Raw genomic sequence first — 16,866 nt, 5'->3', positions numbered from 1 at the left:
CGTCGACAAGGCGGGGCACCGGCACATGGAGATGCGCTGGGAGCTGCCGGCGGCGGCGCACCAGCAGGTGGCACGCGCGGCCTGATCGCAGCACGCGCACACGGGAACCGGTCGGGCACCAGCCCGGCCGGTTCCGTGCTGTTCGGGGCGGGTAGGCGCGACGGCGAGGCAGTGGGGGAGCAGTCCCCGCGCCGCATCGCCGCACGCAGCAGGAGGAACCCGTGTCGTCACCCCGTCCCGAGTCGCAGCCCGAGCAGCAGCAGACCCCGCCCGGAACCCTCGGGGAGATGGACCCGAAGCCCGACCACGGCGAGGAGAGCTACACCGGCTCCGGGAAGCTCACCGGCAAGTCCGCCGTCATCACCGGCGGCGACAGCGGCATCGGCCGTGCCGTGGCCATCGCCTTCGCCCGCGAGGGCGCCGACGTCCTCATCTCCTACCTGTCCGAGCACGAGGACGCGCAGGACACCGCCAAGTACGTGGAGCAGGCCGGCCGGAAGTGCGTGCTGGTCCCCGGTGACCTCTCCGACCGGGCGCACGCCAAGACGATCATCCCGAAGGCCGTCGAGGAGTTCGGCAAGGTCGACATCCTGGTCAACAACGCCGCCTTCCAGATGACGCACGACACCCTGGAGGAGGTCCCGGACGAGGAGTGGGACCACACCCTCGCCACGAACCTCACCGCGATGTTCATCCTCTGCAAGGACGTGATCCCGCACATGCCCTCGGGCGGCGCGATCATCAACTCCTCGTCGGTGAACTCGGACATGCCGAGCCCGAGCCTGGCGCCGTACGCGATGACCAAGGCCGGCATCGCCAACTTCACCGCGAGCCTGGCGCAGATGTACGCGGAGAAGGGCATCCGCGCGAACAGCGTCGCGCCGGGACCGGTCTGGACGCCGCTGATCCCCTCGACGATGCCGCCGGAGAAGGTCGGCAGCTTCGGTCAGCAGGTGCCGATGGGCCGCGCCGGTCAGCCGGCCGAGCTCGCGCCGGTCTACGTGTTGCTGGCCAGCGACGAGGCGTCCTACGTCTCCGGCGCCCGCGTCGCCGTCACCGGCGGCAACCCCATCCTCTGACCGCGGGCCCGGAGGAGATCGGTCGGCGACACGCCGACCGATCTCCTCCGGGGCGGCTGCGGCGACTGGGGTCGCCGTGGCCGCTGTGCCGTGGGGGTGTAGGGCCTCCCGCGGACACGGACCGGCGGGATCCCGGATCGATGTACCGTCCCGGGCGAGCCAGCGGCTGTGCGGTCGACCACAGCCCTCCGCGCCACCCGGGTCTCCCCGGACGTGGCCCCTGATCGAGGACGTCCATGCGAGGCAGGCACACGGCCGGGGCCACCGACGAGGCGGACCCGGCGCTCACCCTCCCGGTGACCGTGGAGCCCCTCCGCACGTCCGAGCCGGCTCCGGCCCGTCCGCGGCACGTGTTCCGCGCCGACATCCAGGGCCTGCGCGCGGTGGCCGTGGCGCTGGTCGTCCTGGCGCACGCGGGCGTCCCGGGCCTGTCCGGCGGATTCGTCGGCGTCGACGTGTTCTTCGTGATCTCCGGCTTCCTCATCACCCAGGGCCTGGTCCGGGAGCTGGAGGAGCGGGGCACGGTCTCGCTCCGCGGTTTCTACGCCCGCCGCGTGCGGCGCATCCTTCCGGCGGCGACGGTCACCCTCCTGGCCGTGGCCGCGGCGACGGTCCTGCTGCTCCCGCAGACACGGTGGCTGCAGATCGGCCGGGAGATCCTCACCAGCGCCCTGTACGTCGTGAACTGGGACCTCGCCGCCCGCTCCGTCGACTACTCGGCCCTCGGGCAGGCCCCGTCCCCGCTCCAGCACTTCTGGTCGCTGGCCGTGGAGGAGCAGTTCTACCTGGTCTGGCCGCTGGCGTTCGTCCTCGCGGGGCTCCTGGTCCGCCGGCTGACCGCCGCGGCGCCGTCGCGCCGGCACGTCTGGCTGCCGCTCGTGCTGATCGCCGTCCCGTCCCTGCTGTGGTCGGTGCACCTGACGGGCGCCAACCCCGCCCCGGCGTACTTCGTGACGACGACGCGGCTGTGGGAGCTCGCCCTCGGCGCGGGCCTGGCGGTGCTGCCCGCCACCCTCGTCCTCCGCGGCCGGCCGGCGCAGGCCCTCCAGTGGGTGGGGCTCGCCGCGATCGCATACGCCGCGGTCACCGTCGACGACGCGACCCCGTTCCCCGGCTCGGCGGCGCTGCTGCCGACGCTGGGCGCGGTCGCCGTCCTCGCCGGTGGTCTGGCGAGGACCGCTCCGGACGAGAACCGCCTGCTCTCCAGCGGGCCCATGGTCTGGCTCGGCGGCCTCTCCTACTCCCTGTACCTCTGGCACTGGCCGGTCCTGGTCATCGGCGCCGCCGTCGCGGAGGAGGAGCTGGGCACGCCGCGGGCGCTGCTGCTCGTCGCGGCCTCGCTCGTCCTGGCCTGGCTGAGCCTGCGGCTCGTGGAGCAGCCGGTGCTCGCCGCGCGGGGTCTGCGCCGGGACAGCGTCCGGACGCTGCAGGTGGGGGCGATCTGCATGCTCGTGGCGGTGGTCGCCGCGCTGGGCGTGCAGCACCAGGTGCCGCGGCCCACCGGCCCGGTGCCGGCCGAGGCGGTGGACTCCTCGGTGTACCCGGGCGCCGCCGCGCTGATGGCCGACCCCACGAACGGGGTCCCCGTCGACTCCTTCCCGTCGATCGTCCCGGACACGATCAACGCCCCGTACGACTACCCGGCCTTCGACCGGCCGGGATGCGTCCTCGACTGGCCCGAGGACGGGCCGTGGCGCGTCGACTGCAGCTTCGGCGACCCCGACAGCGAGACCACCGTCGCGCTGATCGGCGACTCGCACGCCGACCACTTCGCGCCCGCCGTCGAGCGGGTGGCCGCCGCCAACGGCTGGCGCCTGGACCTGCACACCCGCAGCGCGTGCCCGTTCGTGTCCCCGCAGACGGACTTCGTCGAGCCCGTGCCCAGCGACTGCGCGCAGCGCAACGCCGCGCTCCTGGCCGACCTGCTGGCCGACCCCCCGGACGCCGTGCTGATCGGGACGAGCCGCTACTGGATGAACGGCCCCGAGGGCCTCCGCAACCCGCGGGAGGGCGCGTACCTGATGGCCCGTGGCCTCCAGGAGGCGTGGGCGCCGCTCGTGGAGGCGGGCATCCGGGTCATCGCGATGCGCGACGTGCCCCGGCCGCAGTTCATGGTCCCCGACTGCATCGCCCTGCACGTCGACGAGCTGAGCGAGTGCGCGTTCGACCGGGCGGAGGCGGTCTGGGACGGCAGCCCGGAACTCCAGGCCGCGGCCGCGATCCCGGGGGTCCGGGTGCTGGACCTGACCCCGTGGATCTGCCCGGGTGAGCGCTGCCCGGCGGTCATCGGCGGGATCATCGTCTACCGCGACACCGACCACCTGACCGCGACCTACACCCGGACCCTCACCGGCGCGGTCGCCGGCCCGCTGGTGGAGCTCCTCGGGAGCGACTGAGCCGGGCTCAGGCCCGCCCGAGGACGGCGGCGATCGCCCGGACGTCCGCCGGACCGACGCGGCAGCAGCCGCCGACCAGCCGCGCGCCGGCGGCGAGCCAGCCTGGGACCGCGGCCGGGTCGACGCCCGGCGTGCCCGTCCACCGCCGGGCGGTCGCGTCCCAGCCCTCGCCGCTGTTCGGGTAGGCGACGACGGGCCGGCCGCTGGTCGCCGCCGCGGCCACCCCGGCGGGGACCCCGGCCGGGTCGGTGCAGTTGACGCCGACGGCGAGGACGACGTCGAGGTCCGCGGCCATCGCGAGGACGTCGGCCGCCAGCTCGCCCCGCCGCGTCCGGGCCAGACCCGCGGCGTCGCGGACGGTGGTCAGCGACAGCCACACCGGGACCCCGAGGTCGTCGGCCTCGACGAGGAGCGCCTCGGCCTCGCGGGCCGCGGGGACGGTCTCGCAGGCGAGGACGTCGGCGCCGGCCCCGGCGAGGGCCTCCATCCGCGGCCGGTGGAACTCCCGCAGGTCCCGCACGGTCAGGTCGTCCACGTAGGCGCCGGTGTACTCCGACCCGTCGGCGAGCGCGGCGCCGTAGGGCCCGACCGAGCCGGCCACCCAGGCGTCCGGAGCGCCCTCCCGGGCCAGCTCGACCGACCGCGCCACCAGCCGCAGCGCGCCGGCCCGGTCCAGCCCGAACGCGGTGCCGAAGCCCTCGACCGACGCCTGGTAGCTCGCCGTCGTCACCACCTGGGCGCCGGCCGCGGCGAACGCGGCGTGCGCGGCCACGACCGCTGCCGGGTCGTCGCGCAGCAGCCGTGCCGACCACAGCGCCGTCGACACGTCGGAGCCGCGGGCCTCCAGCTCGGTGGACAGCCCGCCGTCGAGCACCACGGGCCCGGCGGTGAGGGCGGCGGCGAGGGTCGGTCGGGGCACGCGCACCATCCTCCGCGCTGCGCCGGTGCCGGGGGTCCCCGAGGATCGGCGCATGGTCTTCATCTGGAGCAGCGGCGGCGGCCGGCGACGGCGGGGCGGCCCCGGTTGGGGGCGCGGCTACGGACCGCCTCGGGGGTACGGCGGCTACGGGGGCGGCTACGGGCGGGGCTACGGGCCGCCACCGGGCTACGGCTACGGGCGGCGGCGGGACAACGACTCCTGCCTGCGCGACCTGCTGTTCCTCAACACCGGCTGCTGCCTGGCCAACGCCATCGGCTGCGGCATGGAGATGGTCTACCTGGCGCCGACGACGGCGCGGCACGTCCACCGCGCCGGCGCCGGCGGTGGCCGGTTCGCCGACCGGCTGGTCGCCGCGGTGCGCGTGTACCAGCGCGAGGTCAGCCCGAAGCGGCCGCCGTGCTGCCAGTTCACCCCGACCTGCTCGAACTACGCGGTCGAGGCTCTGGAGACCCACGGGGCCGGTCGTGGCGCCTGGCTGACGCTGCGCCGGCTGGTCCGCTGCCGCCCCGGCGCCGCCGGGGGAGCCGACCCCGTCCCGGTCGCCGCCTGAGAAACCGGTTGCCGCGCACCGCAGACTGTCCGGGTGCCCGCCTCCGACGACGCGGCCGGTGACCTCGCGGTCACCGGCGCCCTCGTCGTCCCCGCAGCGGACCTGCGGTGGCGGTTCTCCCGCTCGTCCGGGCCGGGCGGGCAGGGCGTCAACACCGCCGACTCGCGGGTCGAGCTCTCGGTCTCTCCGCTCGAGCTGCCCGGCCTGACCGACCCCCAGCGGGCCCGGCTCGCCGACCGGCTGTCGTCGCGGCTGGTCGACGGCGTGCTGACCGTCGTCGCCTCCGAGCACCGGCAGCAGCTGCGCAACCGGCAGGCGGCCCGGGAGCGGCTGGCCGCCGTCCTCCGCGCCGCGCTCGCCCCGCCTCCACCGGCCCGCCGCCGCACCAAGCCGACGCGGGGGTCGCAGGAGCGCCGGATCGCGGCGAAGAAGCAGCGCGGCGAGCTCAAGCGCCGCCGGAACACCTGGGACTGACCGCCTGATCCCTGCTCGACGAGCCGCTGGTCGGTGTCCCCGGGGGCGACGTCAGGGGCGTGCGAGGAGTTGCACGACGTCGGCTCGTCGCCCGATTCGCTGGACCTCTGCTCTCCTGGCCGCCAGAGCGAGCTGATCAGGAGCAGGGAGCCCAGGATCGGTCCGGGAGACCGTGTGCCAGCTGGTCGCCGGTGACGGTCCCGCCGATCGGCACAGCTGTCACGAGGGGGCCGCAGACAGGTCCGTAGAGGTCGATCCAGCGCCGGTCGGGTGCCGTGCGCCACGAGGCGACGTGCCTCGGCAGTGACGGGCAGGACGTTCCCGCGGGATCGTCTCCCCGGGTGCCGCGTGATCAGGCCCCCTCGTCGGGTGGGCCGCCGAAGGAGACCTCGTTGCCGTCCGGGTCGCGGAACGTGGCGTGCCGGACGCCGTTCTCGTAGACCTCGCGCACGGCCGGCTCGATGCCCCGCGCGGCGATCGCGGCCAACCGCTCCTCGTAGTCGTCGACGAAGATCGTGACCATCCCGCCGCCGGCGTGCTGTGGCCGCTCGTCGACGAACAGGTAGCCGTGCTCGGTGAGGTCCCATACTGCCTCGGTGTCGTTCGGGAGGAAGGACGGAGCCGAGCCGAGCAGCCGTTCGTACCAGGCGATCGCGCGCCCGCGGTCGCGGACCGGGAGCCCGGCGAAGAGGTCGACGGTCACGAGAGCCGCTCCTGCAGGTGCACGGTCACCGTCTCCCCGGCACCGCTCTTGCCGATCGCGGTGCAGATCTCCCTGCGCAGCGGCAGCCAGTGCGGTCCGCTGCCGGACGGCATGAGGGTCGCGGCGAACGGGTGCCCGTCGGTCGTGCCGGTGACCTTGACCGCGCGGCGGGTGCCCAGCAGCTCCGCCGAGTCCGGCACGGTCAGGTAGGTGGGGAAGGCGCCGTCCTTCTCGATGGGCGCGCTGAAGGTGACGTCCAGGGGGGTGCTCATGCCCTCTCCGACCGCTGGAGCGCCGCCGACTCATCGCGGCGCCTGCGGAGGAAGGCGGCTTCGGGCTCGGTGCCGACCAGGGCGAGCGCCTCGTCGTAGGCCGCGACCGCGTCGGTCGCCCGGTCCAGCCGGCGGAGCAGGTCGGCGCGGACGGCGGGCAGCAGGTGCGACCGCGGCAGGTCGACCCCCTCCAGCGCCGCCAGCCCGACCGCCGGACCGTCGACCTCGGCCACGGCCACCGCCCGGTTCAGCGCCACCACGGGCGAGGGTGCGAGGGCCATCAGGTGGTCGTAGAGGACGACGACCTGGCGCCAGTCGGTGTCGGCCGCTGTCCGGGCGTCCGCGTGCACCGCCTGGATGGCCGCCTGCACCTGGTACGGCCCGGGCGCGTTCCGGCGCAGGCAGCGGCGGACCAGGTGCTGGCCCTCGGCGACCAGCGCGGCGTCCCACCGCGTGCGGTCCTGCTCGGCCAGGAGCACCAGCTCCCCGGACGGCGACACCCGCGCCGGGCGCCGCGCCTCGGTGAGCAGCATCAGCGCCAGGAGGCCGAGGGCCTCCGGCTCGTCGGGCATCAGCTCGACCAGGGCGCGCCCGAGCCGGATCGCCTCGGCGCAGAGGTCGGTGCGGACCAGCTCCGCCCCGGCGCTGGCCGTGTGCCCCTCCGTGAAGACGAGGTAGACGACGGCGAGCACCCCGGCCAGCCGGTCGGGCAGGTCCGCCTCGGCCGGCACCCGGTAGGGGATCCGGGCGTCCCGGATCTTCGCCTTGGCCCGGACCAGTCGCTGCGCCATCGTCGCCTCGGGCACGTGGAAGGCGTGCGCGATCTCGGCGGTGGTCAGCCCACCGACCAGGCGGAGGGTGAGCGCCACCCGCGCCGCCGGGGCGAGCGCCGGGTGGCAGCAGGTGAAGACCATGCGGAGCCGGTCGTCGCGCACGATCCCCTCCTCGGGGAGCTCGTCGGGTCCGGACAGCAGCCTGGCCTGCTCGTACCGGGCCGCGCGGGTCGACTCGCGCCGCAGCCGGTCGACGGCCCGGTTGCGGGCGGTGGTGACGATCCAGCCGGCCGGGCTGGGCGGCACGCCGTCGGCCGGCCAGCGCTGGACGGCGGTGAGGAACGCGTCCTGCACCGCCTCCTCGGCGGCGTCGATGTCGCCGAGGAGGCGGGTGAGGGTGGCGACCGCGCGGCCGTACGCCTCGCGGAAGACGTCCTCGATCGAGGTCATCGAGGCGGCTCCGTCACTCCCCGCCGTCGGCGACGGGCCGCACCTCGATGGGCAGCGTCGAGGCGCGGGCGACCTTCCCGGCCCAGGAGAGGGCGCTGTCGAGGTCCGGCGCCTCGATCAGCGTGAACCCGCCGATGTGCTCCTTGGCCTCCACGAACGGGCCGTCGGTGACGAGGACGTCGTCCCCCGTCGGCGTCACCACGGTCGCGGAGGACGCCGGGTGCAGCCCGGCGGCGAAGACCCAGACCCCGGCCGCGCGCATCTCCTCGTTCACCGCGGCGATGTCGCGCATGATCGGCGCGAGGAACTCCGGCGGCGGCGGGGCGTCGCCGTCGGGCTGGATCAGGTTGAGCAGGTACTGGGCCATCGCGGTCTCCCGGTGTCCGGCGGTCGGTCTCTTCGTCCGCTCACCCCCTGTACGAACGGGATCAGCCGGATTCGACACCCGGCGCGGGAGGACGGACCAGCACCCACACGGGCAGCTCGTCGTCGGCGGTGTGCAACGAGGCGGCGACCTCGAAGCCCGAGCCGCGGAGGAACCGCACGCCGGCCCAGGTGTAGACGGAGGTGGCGGCCGGCACCCCGTCGGCGTCGCAGCGGTCAAGCGCGGGCCCGAGCACGGCCCGGCCGAGCCCCTGGCGGCGCGACGACGGTCGGGTGCCCAGGTGCTCCAGCCACCAGTGCGGTCCGGCCGGGCGGGCGGCGTCGACGAGCTCGCGGGTGCGGGCGACCCGTGCGGCGTGCGCCCCGGACAGCACCGGGAGCTCGCGGTCCAGCGCCGCCCGGACGTCGGCCGGCATCGGCGTCGTCCCCGGGGCGCCGGCCGGCGGGGTCCAGGTGGCGACGGCGGTGACGTCCTCGGTCACCCAGGCCGTGCCGGTGGAGACGCCCCGGTGGCCGGCCGACAGCTCGTGCCAGCGGGTCAGCCGCTGGATCCGGCCGTCCTCCGGCAGCGCCCAGCGGGTCCAGCGGGAGTCGGCATGGGCCACGGTCAGGGTGGCCGCGATCCGGGGGACGTCGCGCTGCTCGGCCGGTCGCACGGAGGGCAGGCCCACCCGGACGACGGTGGGGACGTCGCTCACTCCCGCATCAGACCACGACGCCCCGACCACCTGGGCGGGCGGTCGGGGCGTCGTCGGTCCCGGGATCAGACGTCGAAGCCGGCGCGGTCGACCTTGCGGTGGTACCGCGTGCCGAGGCGGCCACCGAGGATCGCGCCGATCAGCGTGGCCACGAGGACGGCGGCCAGGGCGATGATCCCGCCGGTGGTGCCGGTGCCCTCGTCGATCGGGATGCGCGGCAGGTTGAGCTGCTCGAGCACGTTGTACTCGTTGCCGAAGACCAGCCCGGCGACCGCGAGGGCCGCGACCACCAGCAGGCCGATCAGCCAGACCGCGAGACCCTGCCGGAAGCCGTCGAACCGGGACATCCGCCCGGCCACGTAGCCGCCGGCCAGGTAGGCCAGGAAGAGGATGACGACCAGGGCGATCCCGCCGCCCAGGCCGATCGTGGTCGCCTCGTCGGCGGCCTCGTCCGCGCTGTCCACGCCCTGGGTGAGGCCGATCGCCACCCCGGCCGCCGCGACCAGCGCGATGAGGATGACGGCGAGGCCGTTGGCCGAGAGCCAGCCGAAGAACGCGGCGCCCCACTTGATGCCGCCGAAGCGGGCGTGCTGGGCGTCGACGGCGTCCCGGGTGACCCGGGCCCCGCCGGTCGAGCCGGTCGGGCCGGTGTCTGGTGCGGTGCTGCTGCTCATGGTGCCTCCGCTGGTCGGGACGGATCCGGGGCAGTGCGGGTACGGGCGGGTGCCCCGGAGCCGTCCGCGGGATGCGCGGGCCGCTCCGGGGTCACCCGATCGTGATCAGGCGCGGCGGGTGGTGTCGTCCGCGTCGAACTCGATCTGCTCCTTGCGGACCGTGTCGCTGACGGTCTCCTGCTCGGTCACCGTCTGGGTGTCCAGCCGCACGCGCTCGACCGGCACGGCCTCCTTGGCCACGACCGGGCGCTCGGCGTGCAGCACGACCTCGTGCTCCTCCTCGGAGATCGCCGGGCCGTCCAGGGCGTTGCCGACGTTGGCGTCGGTGATCGGCTCGCGCTGGACCCGGATCTCCTCGTGGGACACCGGCACGGTCTCGCTGACGTTCTCGGTCACGACGTACTTGCGCAACCGCGCGACCCCGCTCTCGACCCGCTGGGTGCCGACGGTCAGCCGCTCCTCCGACCGCGTCATCGCGTCGTCGGTGGTGGGCCCGGAGGTGTCGTGACCGACGGTTCCGTGGGTGTTCTCGGTGAGCTCCGGGCCGCGGGCGGTGTCGACGGTGTCGGCGATCGCCTGGCCACCGCCGAGGCCGTAGTAGCGGTACAGGTCGGCCTCCTCGGCGGGGGAGAGGTGGCCCTCGACGTCGTGGTGCGGCGAGGAGGTGACCTTGTCCTTGTCGTAGGGCACGCGGAGCTCGTCGCCGGAGAGGGTGGCGTCGGCCAGGGGCACGAAGGCCTCCTTGGTGCCGAACAGGCCGGTGCGGACGGTGGCCCACTCCGGACGGCCGGTCTCGTCGTCGAGGTAGACCTCGCCGACGGTGCCCAGCTTGCCCTGGGGGCCGACGGCGGTCGCGCCGATGATGGTGCTGATCTGCTGCTCGCTGATCACGGGAACTCCTCGGGGGATCGACTGTGGGTTCGGCAGGCCCCCGGGCCGGGTACACCGGGCGGGCCGCCGGACCAGTCGTGCCCGAGCGGTTTACGTTGTAAACGCGCTAGTCGGGGCGATCCGTGAAGCTCTCCGGGTGGCGGGGGCTGCGGCCCTCGCGGAGCACGTCCTCCAGCCGCTCGAGCAGGTTCTCCAGCGCCTCCTCGAACTCCGCGGCCGACTCGTCCAGCGAGAGCAGCTCCTGCAGCCGGACGACGGTCGGGTACTCGCTCAGGTCGGGCTCGGCCTCGGGGAAGTCCGCACCGGCGTCCTCGGCGTTGACCGCGACCCCCTTCTGCGAGACCTCCAGCAGCAGGTGGCCGAGCAGGAAGCTGCTGTACGCCCGGTAGGCGGCGACGGCGGCGTCCTCGGAGAAGCCGCTGCTGGTCATCGCGACGAGGAAGGACTCGACCCAGCGCAGGCTGCGCAGCGGCGGGCGCACCCACGGCGCGGCCGGCGGGCGGGTCGCCACGAGCGGGAACACCTCCGGGTGTGCCAGGGCGATGCGGCGCACCCCGTGCGCGAGGCGCTGCAGGTAGTCCTGCCAGCCGTGGGAGGCCTCGAGGTGGACGTCGGGGTCGCCGTAGAGCTCGTCGATGACGCTCTCCACGACGCCGTCGAGCAGCTGCTCGCGGCCCGGGATGTACCGGTAGAGGGCCATCGCCTCCACGCCGAGGTGTGCTCCCAGCCGGCGCATGGTCAGCGCGCTGAGCCCCTGCGCGTCGATGTACTCGATGGCGGCACCGAGGATGCGCCGGCGGTCCAGCGGAGCCCGGCCGGTGTCCGGCGGTCCGGCGGGGAGCACCGCGGATGCGCCGCCGCGGCCCTCCGGCGAGTCCGGGTCGGGGCCGTCGGGATCGTCGGGTGTCGTCACGGCACCTCCTGGCCCCCCTGGGTGGATCTTCCGACTGCATCCTGCCTGTTGCGGACCGCACCGGACCCGGTGCCCCGTTGTGAGGCCGACGGAACGCATCGTTGACGTCGAGGTCCTCACCGGGAAACGACCGCCACGGACTCTCGTCCCCGTGACCGCCGCGACCGCAGCCGACCGCGCCGCCGGCGGTGCGGGCACCTCGCGGACCACCGACACCCACTGCCCCTACTGCTCGCTGCAGTGCGGGATGCGGGTGACCGCCGGCGACCGCCCGGCCACCCTCGTCCCGCTGGACTTCCCGACCAACCGCGGCGGACTGTGCTCGAAGGGCTGGTCGTCGGTCGAGCTGCTCGACCACCCCGAGCGCCTGGTGCACCCCCTGGTCCGGGCGACCCCCGGCGACCGGACCAGCCCGCTGGTCGAGGCGACCTGGGACGAGGCGCTGGACCGGGTGGTCGGCGCGATCCGCCGCACCCAGCGCACGTACGGCCGCGATGCGGTCGGCTGCTTCGGGGGCGGCTCGCTGACCAACGAGCAGGCGTACCAGTTCGGCAAGTTCGCGCGGGTCGCGCTGCGCACCTCCGCGATCGACTACAACGGCCGGTTCTGCATGTCCTCGGCCGCCGGCGCCGCCAACCGCGCGTTCGGCATCGACCGCGGCATGCCGTTCCCGCTGGCCGACATCGCCGGAGCCGACGTCGTCGTCCTCGTCGGCAGCAACCCGGCCGACACCATGCCGCCGGCGATGCAGTACTTCGACGCCGGCCGCGAGCGCGGGGCCGAGCACGTCGTCGTCGACCCGCGGCGCACCGCCACCGCCCGCAACGCCGCCCTGCACCTGCAGCCGCTGCCCGGCACCGACCTGGCCCTGGCCAACGGCCTGCTGCACATCGCGATCGCCGAGGGGCTGGTCGACACCGACTACGTCGCGACCCGGACCACCGGGTTCGACGACGTCCGGGCCGGGGTCGCCGCCTACTGGCCCGACCGGGTGGAGCGGCTGACCGGTGTGCCGGTCGCCGACCAGCGCCGGACGGTCTTCGCTCTGGCCCGCGCGGAGAAGGCGATCGTGCTCACCGCGCGGGGCGCCGAGCAGCACCGCAGCGGCACCGACACGACCACCGCCTGGATCAACCTGGCGCTGGCCCTCGGACTGCCCGGCCGCCCCGGCTCCGGCTACGGGACGGTCACCGGGCAGGGCAACGGCCAGGGTGGCCGGGAGCACGGGCAGAAGGCCGATCAGCTGCCCGGCTACCGGTCCCTGCGCGACCCCGCGGCCCGCGCGCACGTGGCCGCCGTCTGGGGTGTCGACCCCGACGACCTGCCGATGCCCGGGAAGAGCGCCTTCGAGCTGCTCGACGCCCTCGGTACGGACGGCGGGGTGCGGACGCTGCTGGTGCTGGCCTCCAACGTCGCCGTCTCCGCGCCCGACGCCCGCCGGGTGGTCAGCCGGCTGCGCGACCTGGACTTCCTCGCCGTCAGCGACTTCTTCCTCTCCGAGACCGCCGAGCTCGCCGACGTCGTCCTCCCCAGCGCGATGTGGGCCGAGGAGGCCGGGACGATGACCAACGTCGAGGGACGGGTCATCCGCCGCCGGCGCGCGCTGGACCCGCCGGCCGGTGTCCCCGACGACCTGCAGCTGCTGGCGACCCTGGCCGAGCGGCTCGGGGCGGGGGAGCGGTTCTCCGGGGACCCGGAGACGGTCTTCGACGAGCTGCGGCGGGCCAGCGCCGGGGGAGCGGCGGACTACGCCGGCATCAGCTACGAGCGGATCGACGCCGAGGACGGCGTCTTCTGGCCCTGCCCGTCCGACACGCACCCCGGGACGCCGCGGCTGTTCGCCGACCGCTTCGCGACCCCCGACGGCCGGGCCCGGTTCGTCCGCGTCGAGCACGTCGAGGCCCACGAGCGCCCCGATGCCGACTACCCCTACGTGCTCACCACCGGCCGGGTGCTGGCGCAGTACCAGTCCGGCACCCAGACCCGCCGGACCCGCACGCTGCAGATGGTGGCGCCCACCCCGCGCGCGGAGCTCCACCCCGACCTCGCCCGGCGCCTCGGGATCGCGCAGGACGACGTCGTCGAGCTGGCCACCCGCCGCGGTCGCGCCCGCTTCCACGCGCTGGTCACCGACGCCATCCGGCCCGACGTCGTCTTCGCACCCTTCCACTGGGGCGGCGGCTCGAGCGCCAACGCGCTCACCGACGCCGACGCGCTGGACCCCACCAGCCGGATGCCCGCCTTCAAGGTCTGCGCGGTCGCGGTCACCCGCGTCGGCGGACCCGCCGAGCGCATCGACCCGCCGGCCGCCGCCACCCAGCCGCGGCCGCGCCCGCACGCCCTTCTGACCACACCCGAGCCCCGGCCCCCGGCCCGGACCCGACCCGCACGGAGGAGCACCCGCGTGAAGAGCACCCCACGGTTCCTGCAAGGCGTCTTCCCGATCACCGGCGAGGGCCTGGCCAAGCCGGGCCCGGTCGACGCCGCCCTGCGGTACACCGTCCCGGCCGGCACCAGTGCCCAGGCCCTGTACTTCCGTGGCGGGAACTCCACCGGCGAGCTCGTCTACGTCCTGCTCCTCCGCGACGGCGAGCCGATGCGCTGGTTCCCGATCGGCGCGAAGGGCGACGTGCACGTGCCGCTGCGGGTGGTCGAGGACCTGCCCGGCGGCACCGTCGTGGAGCTGCACGCGGCGGCGCCCGAGGGCGTCACCGGCGAGCTCGTGGTCGACCTGGGGCTGGTGGAGGTCTGATGACTGCGGTCCTGGGCGGACGCCCCGAGGGGCTCACCTCGCTCTCGCTCGGCGACGACGAGTTCGACACCCGCTCGCGGCTGGTCGTCGTGGGCAACGGCATGGCCGGCGCGCGCTTCGTGGAGGAGGTGCTCGAGCGCGGTGGCGGCGAGCAGTTCCGGATCACCGTCTTCGGCGACGAGCCGCACGGCAACTACAACCGGATCATGCTGTCGCCGGTGCTGGCGGGGGAGTCGGCGGAGGACGAGATCGTCCTCAACAGCCACGACTGGTACGCCGACAACGGCGTCGACCTGCGCGCCGGCGTCCGGATCGCCCGGGCCGACACCGCCGCCAAGGTCGTGTACGGCTCCGACGGGTCCGTGACGCCGTACGACCACCTGGTGCTCGCCACCGGCAGCTACTCGTTCGTGCCGCCGATGGCCGGGGTCCGGACCGAGGCCGGTGAGCTGCTGCCCGGCGTGTACGGCTTCCGCACCATCGACGAGACGCGGGCGATGCTCGACGCCGTCGGCCGGTGCCGACGCGCGGTCGTCATGGGCGGCGGGCTGCTCGGGCTCGAGGCGGCCCGCGCGCTGCAGGGCCACGGACTGCAGGTCGACCTGGTGCACGCGATGCCGTGGCTGATGAACGCGCAGCTGGACGCCGAGGCCGGCGCGATCCTGAAGAAGAGCGTCGAGTCCCTCGGCATCGCCGTCCACCTCGACGTCCTGGCCACCGAGGTGCTCGGGACCGACCACGTCGAGGGCGTCGTCCTCAAGGACGGCCGGCGGCTGGACTGCGACCTGCTCGTCGTCGCCGCGGGTGTCCGGCCGCACACCGACGTGGCCGTCCGCTCCGGGCTGGAGGTGGAGCGGGCGATCGTCGTCGACGACCAGCTGCGCACCGACGACCCCGACGTCTACGCGATCGGCGAGTGCGCCCAGCACCGCGGCTCGGTCTACGGCCTGGTCGCCCCGGCCTGGGAGCACGCCAAGGTCCTCGCCGACGTCCTCACCGGCACCGACCCGGACGCCGAGTACACCGGCAGCCGCACCGCCACGAAGCTCAAGGTGGCCGGCGTCGACGTCGCCACCATGGGCATCAACACCCCCGAGCGGGACGACGACGAGTTCCTCGTCATCTCCGAGCCCCGGCGCGGGGTGCACCTCTCGGTGGTGATCCGCGACGACACGCTGATCGGCGCCACCCTGCTCGGCGACACCCGCAAGGTCGCCTACCTCACCCAGGCGTTCGACCGGGGCTCGCCGCTGCCCGAGGAGCGGATCCGGCTGCTGGTCGACCTCTCCGACGGCGCCGAGGAGGTGGGCGTCGCCGAGATGCCCGCCGACAGCCAGGTGTGCAACTGCAACGGCGTCACCAAGGGTGCGATCTGCGGCGCGGTCGCCGACGGCTGCGGCAGCGTCGGCGCGGTCATGGACCGCACGCGGGCCGGCAAGGGCTGTGGCTCGTGCAAGTCGCTGGTGAAGCAGATCGTCGAGTGGGCCGCCGACGGCGAGGTCACCGAGGACCCCTCGGCGTCCTGGTACGTGCCGGGCATCCCGCTGGGCAAGCCCGAGCTGATGGCGGCGATCCGCGCCCAGGACCTGCGGTCGGTCTCCCAGGTGTTCGCCGCGCTCGCCCCCGGTGGCAAGGAGGACGCCAAGTCGAAGATGGGCCTGACCTCGCTGTTGAAGATGGTCTGGGGGCACGACTACCTGCCGGAGAAGGACGCGGAGTTCATCAACGACCGGGTCCACGCCAACATCCAGCGCGACGGCACCTTCTCCGTCGTCCCGCAGATGAAGGGCGGGGTGACCACGCCGGCGCAGCTGCGGAGGATCGCCGACGTGGCCGAGAAGTACGAGGTCCCGATGGTCAAGGTGACCGGCGGCCAGCGGATCGACCTGCTCGGCGTCCGCAAGGAGGACCTGCCCGCCATGTGGGCCGACCTGGGCATGCCCTCGGGGTACGCCTACGGCAAGAGCATGCGGACGGTGAAGACCTGCGTGGGCAGCGACTTCTGCCGCTTCGGCCTGGACGACTCGACGCAGCTCGGCATCGACCTGGAGACGCGGTTCCAGGGCATCGAGAGCCCGGCCAAGATCAAGATGGCGGTCGTGGGCTGCCCGCGGAACTGCGCCGAGGCCTACGTGAAGGACGTCGGCGTGGTGGCGGTCGGGGCGGGCCGGTGGGAGGTCTACGTCGGGGGAGCGGCCGGCGCCTCCGTGCGCAAGGGCGACCTCCTGGCCACCGTCGACTCGACCGCCGCGGTGCTGGAGCTGACCGGCCGGTTCCTGCAGTACTACCGCGAGAACGCCAACTGGCTGGAGCGCACCTACGACTTCGTGCCCCGCGTCGGGCTGGAGAAGATCAAGCAGGTGCTCCTGGAGGACGGCGAGGGCATCTGCGCCGACCTCGACGCCGGCATCCAGCGCTCGATCGACGCCTACCGCGACCCGTGGGGCCAGGACCTGGCCGAGCCCGCCACCCCCGGTCAGTTCCGCCCCTCCCTGCCCCTCGTCGACCTCCCGAAGGTGCCCGTCCGATGAGCCTCACCACCGAACGTCTCGCCCCTCCGGCCGGCGTCCGCGCGCACACCGTCGGCCGGGTCGAGGACGTCCCGCCGGGGGAGGGGCGCACCTTCGTCGCCGGTGGCGCCCAGATCGCCGTCTTCCGGCTGCGCGACGGCTCGCTGCACGCGACCCAGGCGTCGTGCCCGCACGCCGGCGGACCGCTGGCCGACGGGCAGACCGATCCCGACGTGCTGGTCTGCCCGCTGCACCTCTACGCCTACCGGTGGGTGGACGGGGTCGCGACCAGCGGCTCGCTGGCCGTGCGGGTGTACCCGGTGCGCGAGGTCGACGGGATGCTCGTCGTCGACGCCTGACCCGCGGCCGTCCATGATCACGAAACGGCTACGCAGTTTGGTGAGGCT

The 16,866-nt window shown here is 74.5% G+C and carries 16 protein-coding genes; 7 read left to right on the top strand and 9 right to left on the bottom strand.

The window, feature by feature from the left end; translation table 11 throughout:
- Window positions 1–221 precede the first annotated feature (221 nt).
- Together DQ240_RS20825 and DQ240_RS20820 are read left to right on the top strand one after the other, a co-directional pair.
- Complete coding sequence (locus DQ240_RS20825) at window positions 222–1,079, top strand: SDR family oxidoreductase (protein ID WP_113841626.1); 858 nt, start codon at window positions 222–224, stop codon at window positions 1,077–1,079.
- A 236-nt stretch (window positions 1,080–1,315) separates the two neighbouring features.
- Complete coding sequence (locus tag DQ240_RS20820; RefSeq protein ID WP_113841625.1) at window positions 1,316–3,475, top strand: acyltransferase family protein; 2,160 nt, start codon at window positions 1,316–1,318, stop codon at window positions 3,473–3,475.
- Window positions 3,476–3,482: 7 nt separating this feature from the next.
- Here the strand turns inward: DQ240_RS20820 and mmuM are convergent, their stop codons facing one another.
- A complete protein-coding gene (gene mmuM, locus DQ240_RS20815; RefSeq protein WP_233498871.1) occupies window positions 3,483–4,394 on the bottom strand; it encodes a homocysteine S-methyltransferase in 912 nt (303 codons plus the stop codon).
- A 52-nt stretch (window positions 4,395–4,446) separates the two neighbouring features.
- On the opposite strand from mmuM, the gene yidD reads away from it, so the two are divergent.
- Together yidD and arfB are read left to right on the top strand one after the other, a co-directional pair.
- Window positions 4,447–4,965 carry a membrane protein insertion efficiency factor YidD gene (yidD, locus tag DQ240_RS20810; protein WP_113841623.1) on the top strand — a complete coding sequence of 173 codons (519 nt, stop codon included), beginning with the start codon at window positions 4,447–4,449 and terminating at the stop codon, window positions 4,963–4,965.
- Between the two features lie 33 nt (window positions 4,966–4,998).
- Window positions 4,999–5,439 carry an alternative ribosome rescue aminoacyl-tRNA hydrolase ArfB gene (gene arfB, locus DQ240_RS20805; RefSeq protein WP_113841622.1) on the top strand — a complete coding sequence of 147 codons (441 nt, stop codon included), beginning with the start codon at window positions 4,999–5,001 and terminating at the stop codon, window positions 5,437–5,439.
- Window positions 5,440–5,791: 352 nt separating this feature from the next.
- Here arfB and DQ240_RS20800 read toward each other — a convergent pair whose 3' ends face one another.
- The 8 genes from DQ240_RS20800 to DQ240_RS20765 form a co-directional block, all read right to left on the bottom strand.
- On the bottom strand, window positions 5,792–6,142 hold the full coding sequence (locus DQ240_RS20800) for a VOC family protein (RefSeq protein WP_113841621.1): 351 nt from the start codon (window positions 6,140–6,142) through the stop codon (window positions 5,792–5,794).
- Window positions 6,139–6,414 (bottom strand): DUF1905 domain-containing protein, encoded by a 276-nt coding sequence (locus tag DQ240_RS20795; RefSeq protein WP_113841620.1) that lies wholly within the window; start codon window positions 6,412–6,414, stop codon window positions 6,139–6,141. The genes DQ240_RS20800 and DQ240_RS20795 overlap by 4 nt, the downstream gene beginning before the upstream one ends.
- Window positions 6,411–7,637, bottom strand: a complete 1,227-nt coding sequence (locus DQ240_RS20790) for an RNA polymerase sigma factor (RefSeq protein WP_113841619.1) — start codon at window positions 7,635–7,637, stop codon at window positions 6,411–6,413. The genes DQ240_RS20795 and DQ240_RS20790 overlap by 4 nt, the downstream gene beginning before the upstream one ends.
- Before the next feature lie 13 nt (window positions 7,638–7,650).
- A complete protein-coding gene (locus DQ240_RS20785; RefSeq protein ID WP_113841618.1) occupies window positions 7,651–8,004 on the bottom strand; it encodes a YciI family protein in 354 nt (117 codons plus the stop codon).
- Window positions 8,005–8,065: 61 nt separating this feature from the next.
- Window positions 8,066–8,719 (bottom strand): N-acetyltransferase, encoded by a 654-nt coding sequence (locus tag DQ240_RS20780; protein WP_113841617.1) that lies wholly within the window; start codon window positions 8,717–8,719, stop codon window positions 8,066–8,068.
- A gap of 65 nt (window positions 8,720–8,784) precedes the next feature.
- Window positions 8,785–9,393: a hypothetical protein gene (locus DQ240_RS20775; protein ID WP_113841616.1), complete on the bottom strand. Its 609-nt coding sequence runs from the start codon at window positions 9,391–9,393 to the stop codon at window positions 8,785–8,787.
- Between the two features lie 105 nt (window positions 9,394–9,498).
- Window positions 9,499–10,284, bottom strand: coding sequence for a DUF2382 domain-containing protein (locus DQ240_RS20770; protein ID WP_113841615.1), 786 nt, complete (start codon window positions 10,282–10,284; stop codon window positions 9,499–9,501).
- 106 nt (window positions 10,285–10,390) lie between these two features.
- Window positions 10,391–11,197 carry a TetR/AcrR family transcriptional regulator C-terminal domain-containing protein gene (locus DQ240_RS20765; RefSeq protein ID WP_233498870.1) on the bottom strand — a complete coding sequence of 269 codons (807 nt, stop codon included), beginning with the start codon at window positions 11,195–11,197 and terminating at the stop codon, window positions 10,391–10,393.
- A gap of 151 nt (window positions 11,198–11,348) precedes the next feature.
- On the opposite strand from DQ240_RS20765, the gene DQ240_RS20760 reads away from it, so the two are divergent.
- Genes DQ240_RS20760 through DQ240_RS20750 form a run of 3 tightly spaced genes read left to right on the top strand, consistent with a single transcriptional unit; the run spans window position 11,349 to window position 16,818 of the window.
- Window positions 11,349–13,949 (top strand): molybdopterin oxidoreductase family protein, encoded by a 2,601-nt coding sequence (locus tag DQ240_RS20760; RefSeq protein WP_233498869.1) that lies wholly within the window; start codon window positions 11,349–11,351, stop codon window positions 13,947–13,949.
- Window positions 13,949–16,480 (top strand): nitrite reductase large subunit NirB, encoded by a 2,532-nt coding sequence (nirB, locus tag DQ240_RS20755; protein ID WP_113841614.1) that lies wholly within the window; start codon window positions 13,949–13,951, stop codon window positions 16,478–16,480. Before DQ240_RS20760 ends, nirB begins: the two co-directional genes overlap by 1 nt.
- A complete protein-coding gene (locus DQ240_RS20750) occupies window positions 16,477–16,818 on the top strand; it encodes a Rieske (2Fe-2S) protein (protein WP_113841613.1) in 342 nt (113 codons plus the stop codon). The genes nirB and DQ240_RS20750 overlap by 4 nt, the downstream gene beginning before the upstream one ends.
- The last annotated feature ends 48 nt before the right edge of the window (window positions 16,819–16,866 follow it).

Origin of the sequence: Blastococcus sp. TF02A-26 (assembly GCF_003319125.1) — a bacterium.
In the GTDB taxonomy this organism is placed as follows: Bacteria; Actinomycetota; Actinomycetes; order Mycobacteriales; family Geodermatophilaceae; genus Trujillonella.
The sequence above is the reverse complement of the archived record's forward strand: the minus strand, read 5'-3'. Positions and strand labels throughout refer to the sequence as shown.

What these genes read in the sequence shown, in the direction of transcription:
- DQ240_RS20820 (WP_113841625.1), top strand. Translation starts at nt 1,316, where the DNA reads ATGCGAGGCAGGCACACGGCCGGGGCCACCGACGAGGCGGACCCGGCG.
- yidD (WP_113841623.1), top strand. Translation starts at nt 4,447, where the DNA reads ATGGTCTTCATCTGGAGCAGCGGCGGCGGCCGGCGACGGCGGGGCGGC.
- DQ240_RS20795 (WP_113841620.1), bottom strand. Translation starts at nt 6,414, where the DNA reads ATGAGCACCCCCCTGGACGTCACCTTCAGCGCGCCCATCGAGAAGGAC.
- DQ240_RS20790 (WP_113841619.1), bottom strand. Translation starts at nt 7,637, where the DNA reads ATGACCTCGATCGAGGACGTCTTCCGCGAGGCGTACGGCCGCGCGGTC.
- DQ240_RS20785 (WP_113841618.1), bottom strand. Translation starts at nt 8,004, where the DNA reads ATGGCCCAGTACCTGCTCAACCTGATCCAGCCCGACGGCGACGCCCCG.
- DQ240_RS20775 (WP_113841616.1), bottom strand. Translation starts at nt 9,393, where the DNA reads ATGAGCAGCAGCACCGCACCAGACACCGGCCCGACCGGCTCGACCGGC.
- nirB (WP_113841614.1), top strand. Translation starts at nt 13,949, where the DNA reads ATGACTGCGGTCCTGGGCGGACGCCCCGAGGGGCTCACCTCGCTCTCG.
- DQ240_RS20750 (WP_113841613.1), top strand. Translation starts at nt 16,477, where the DNA reads ATGAGCCTCACCACCGAACGTCTCGCCCCTCCGGCCGGCGTCCGCGCG.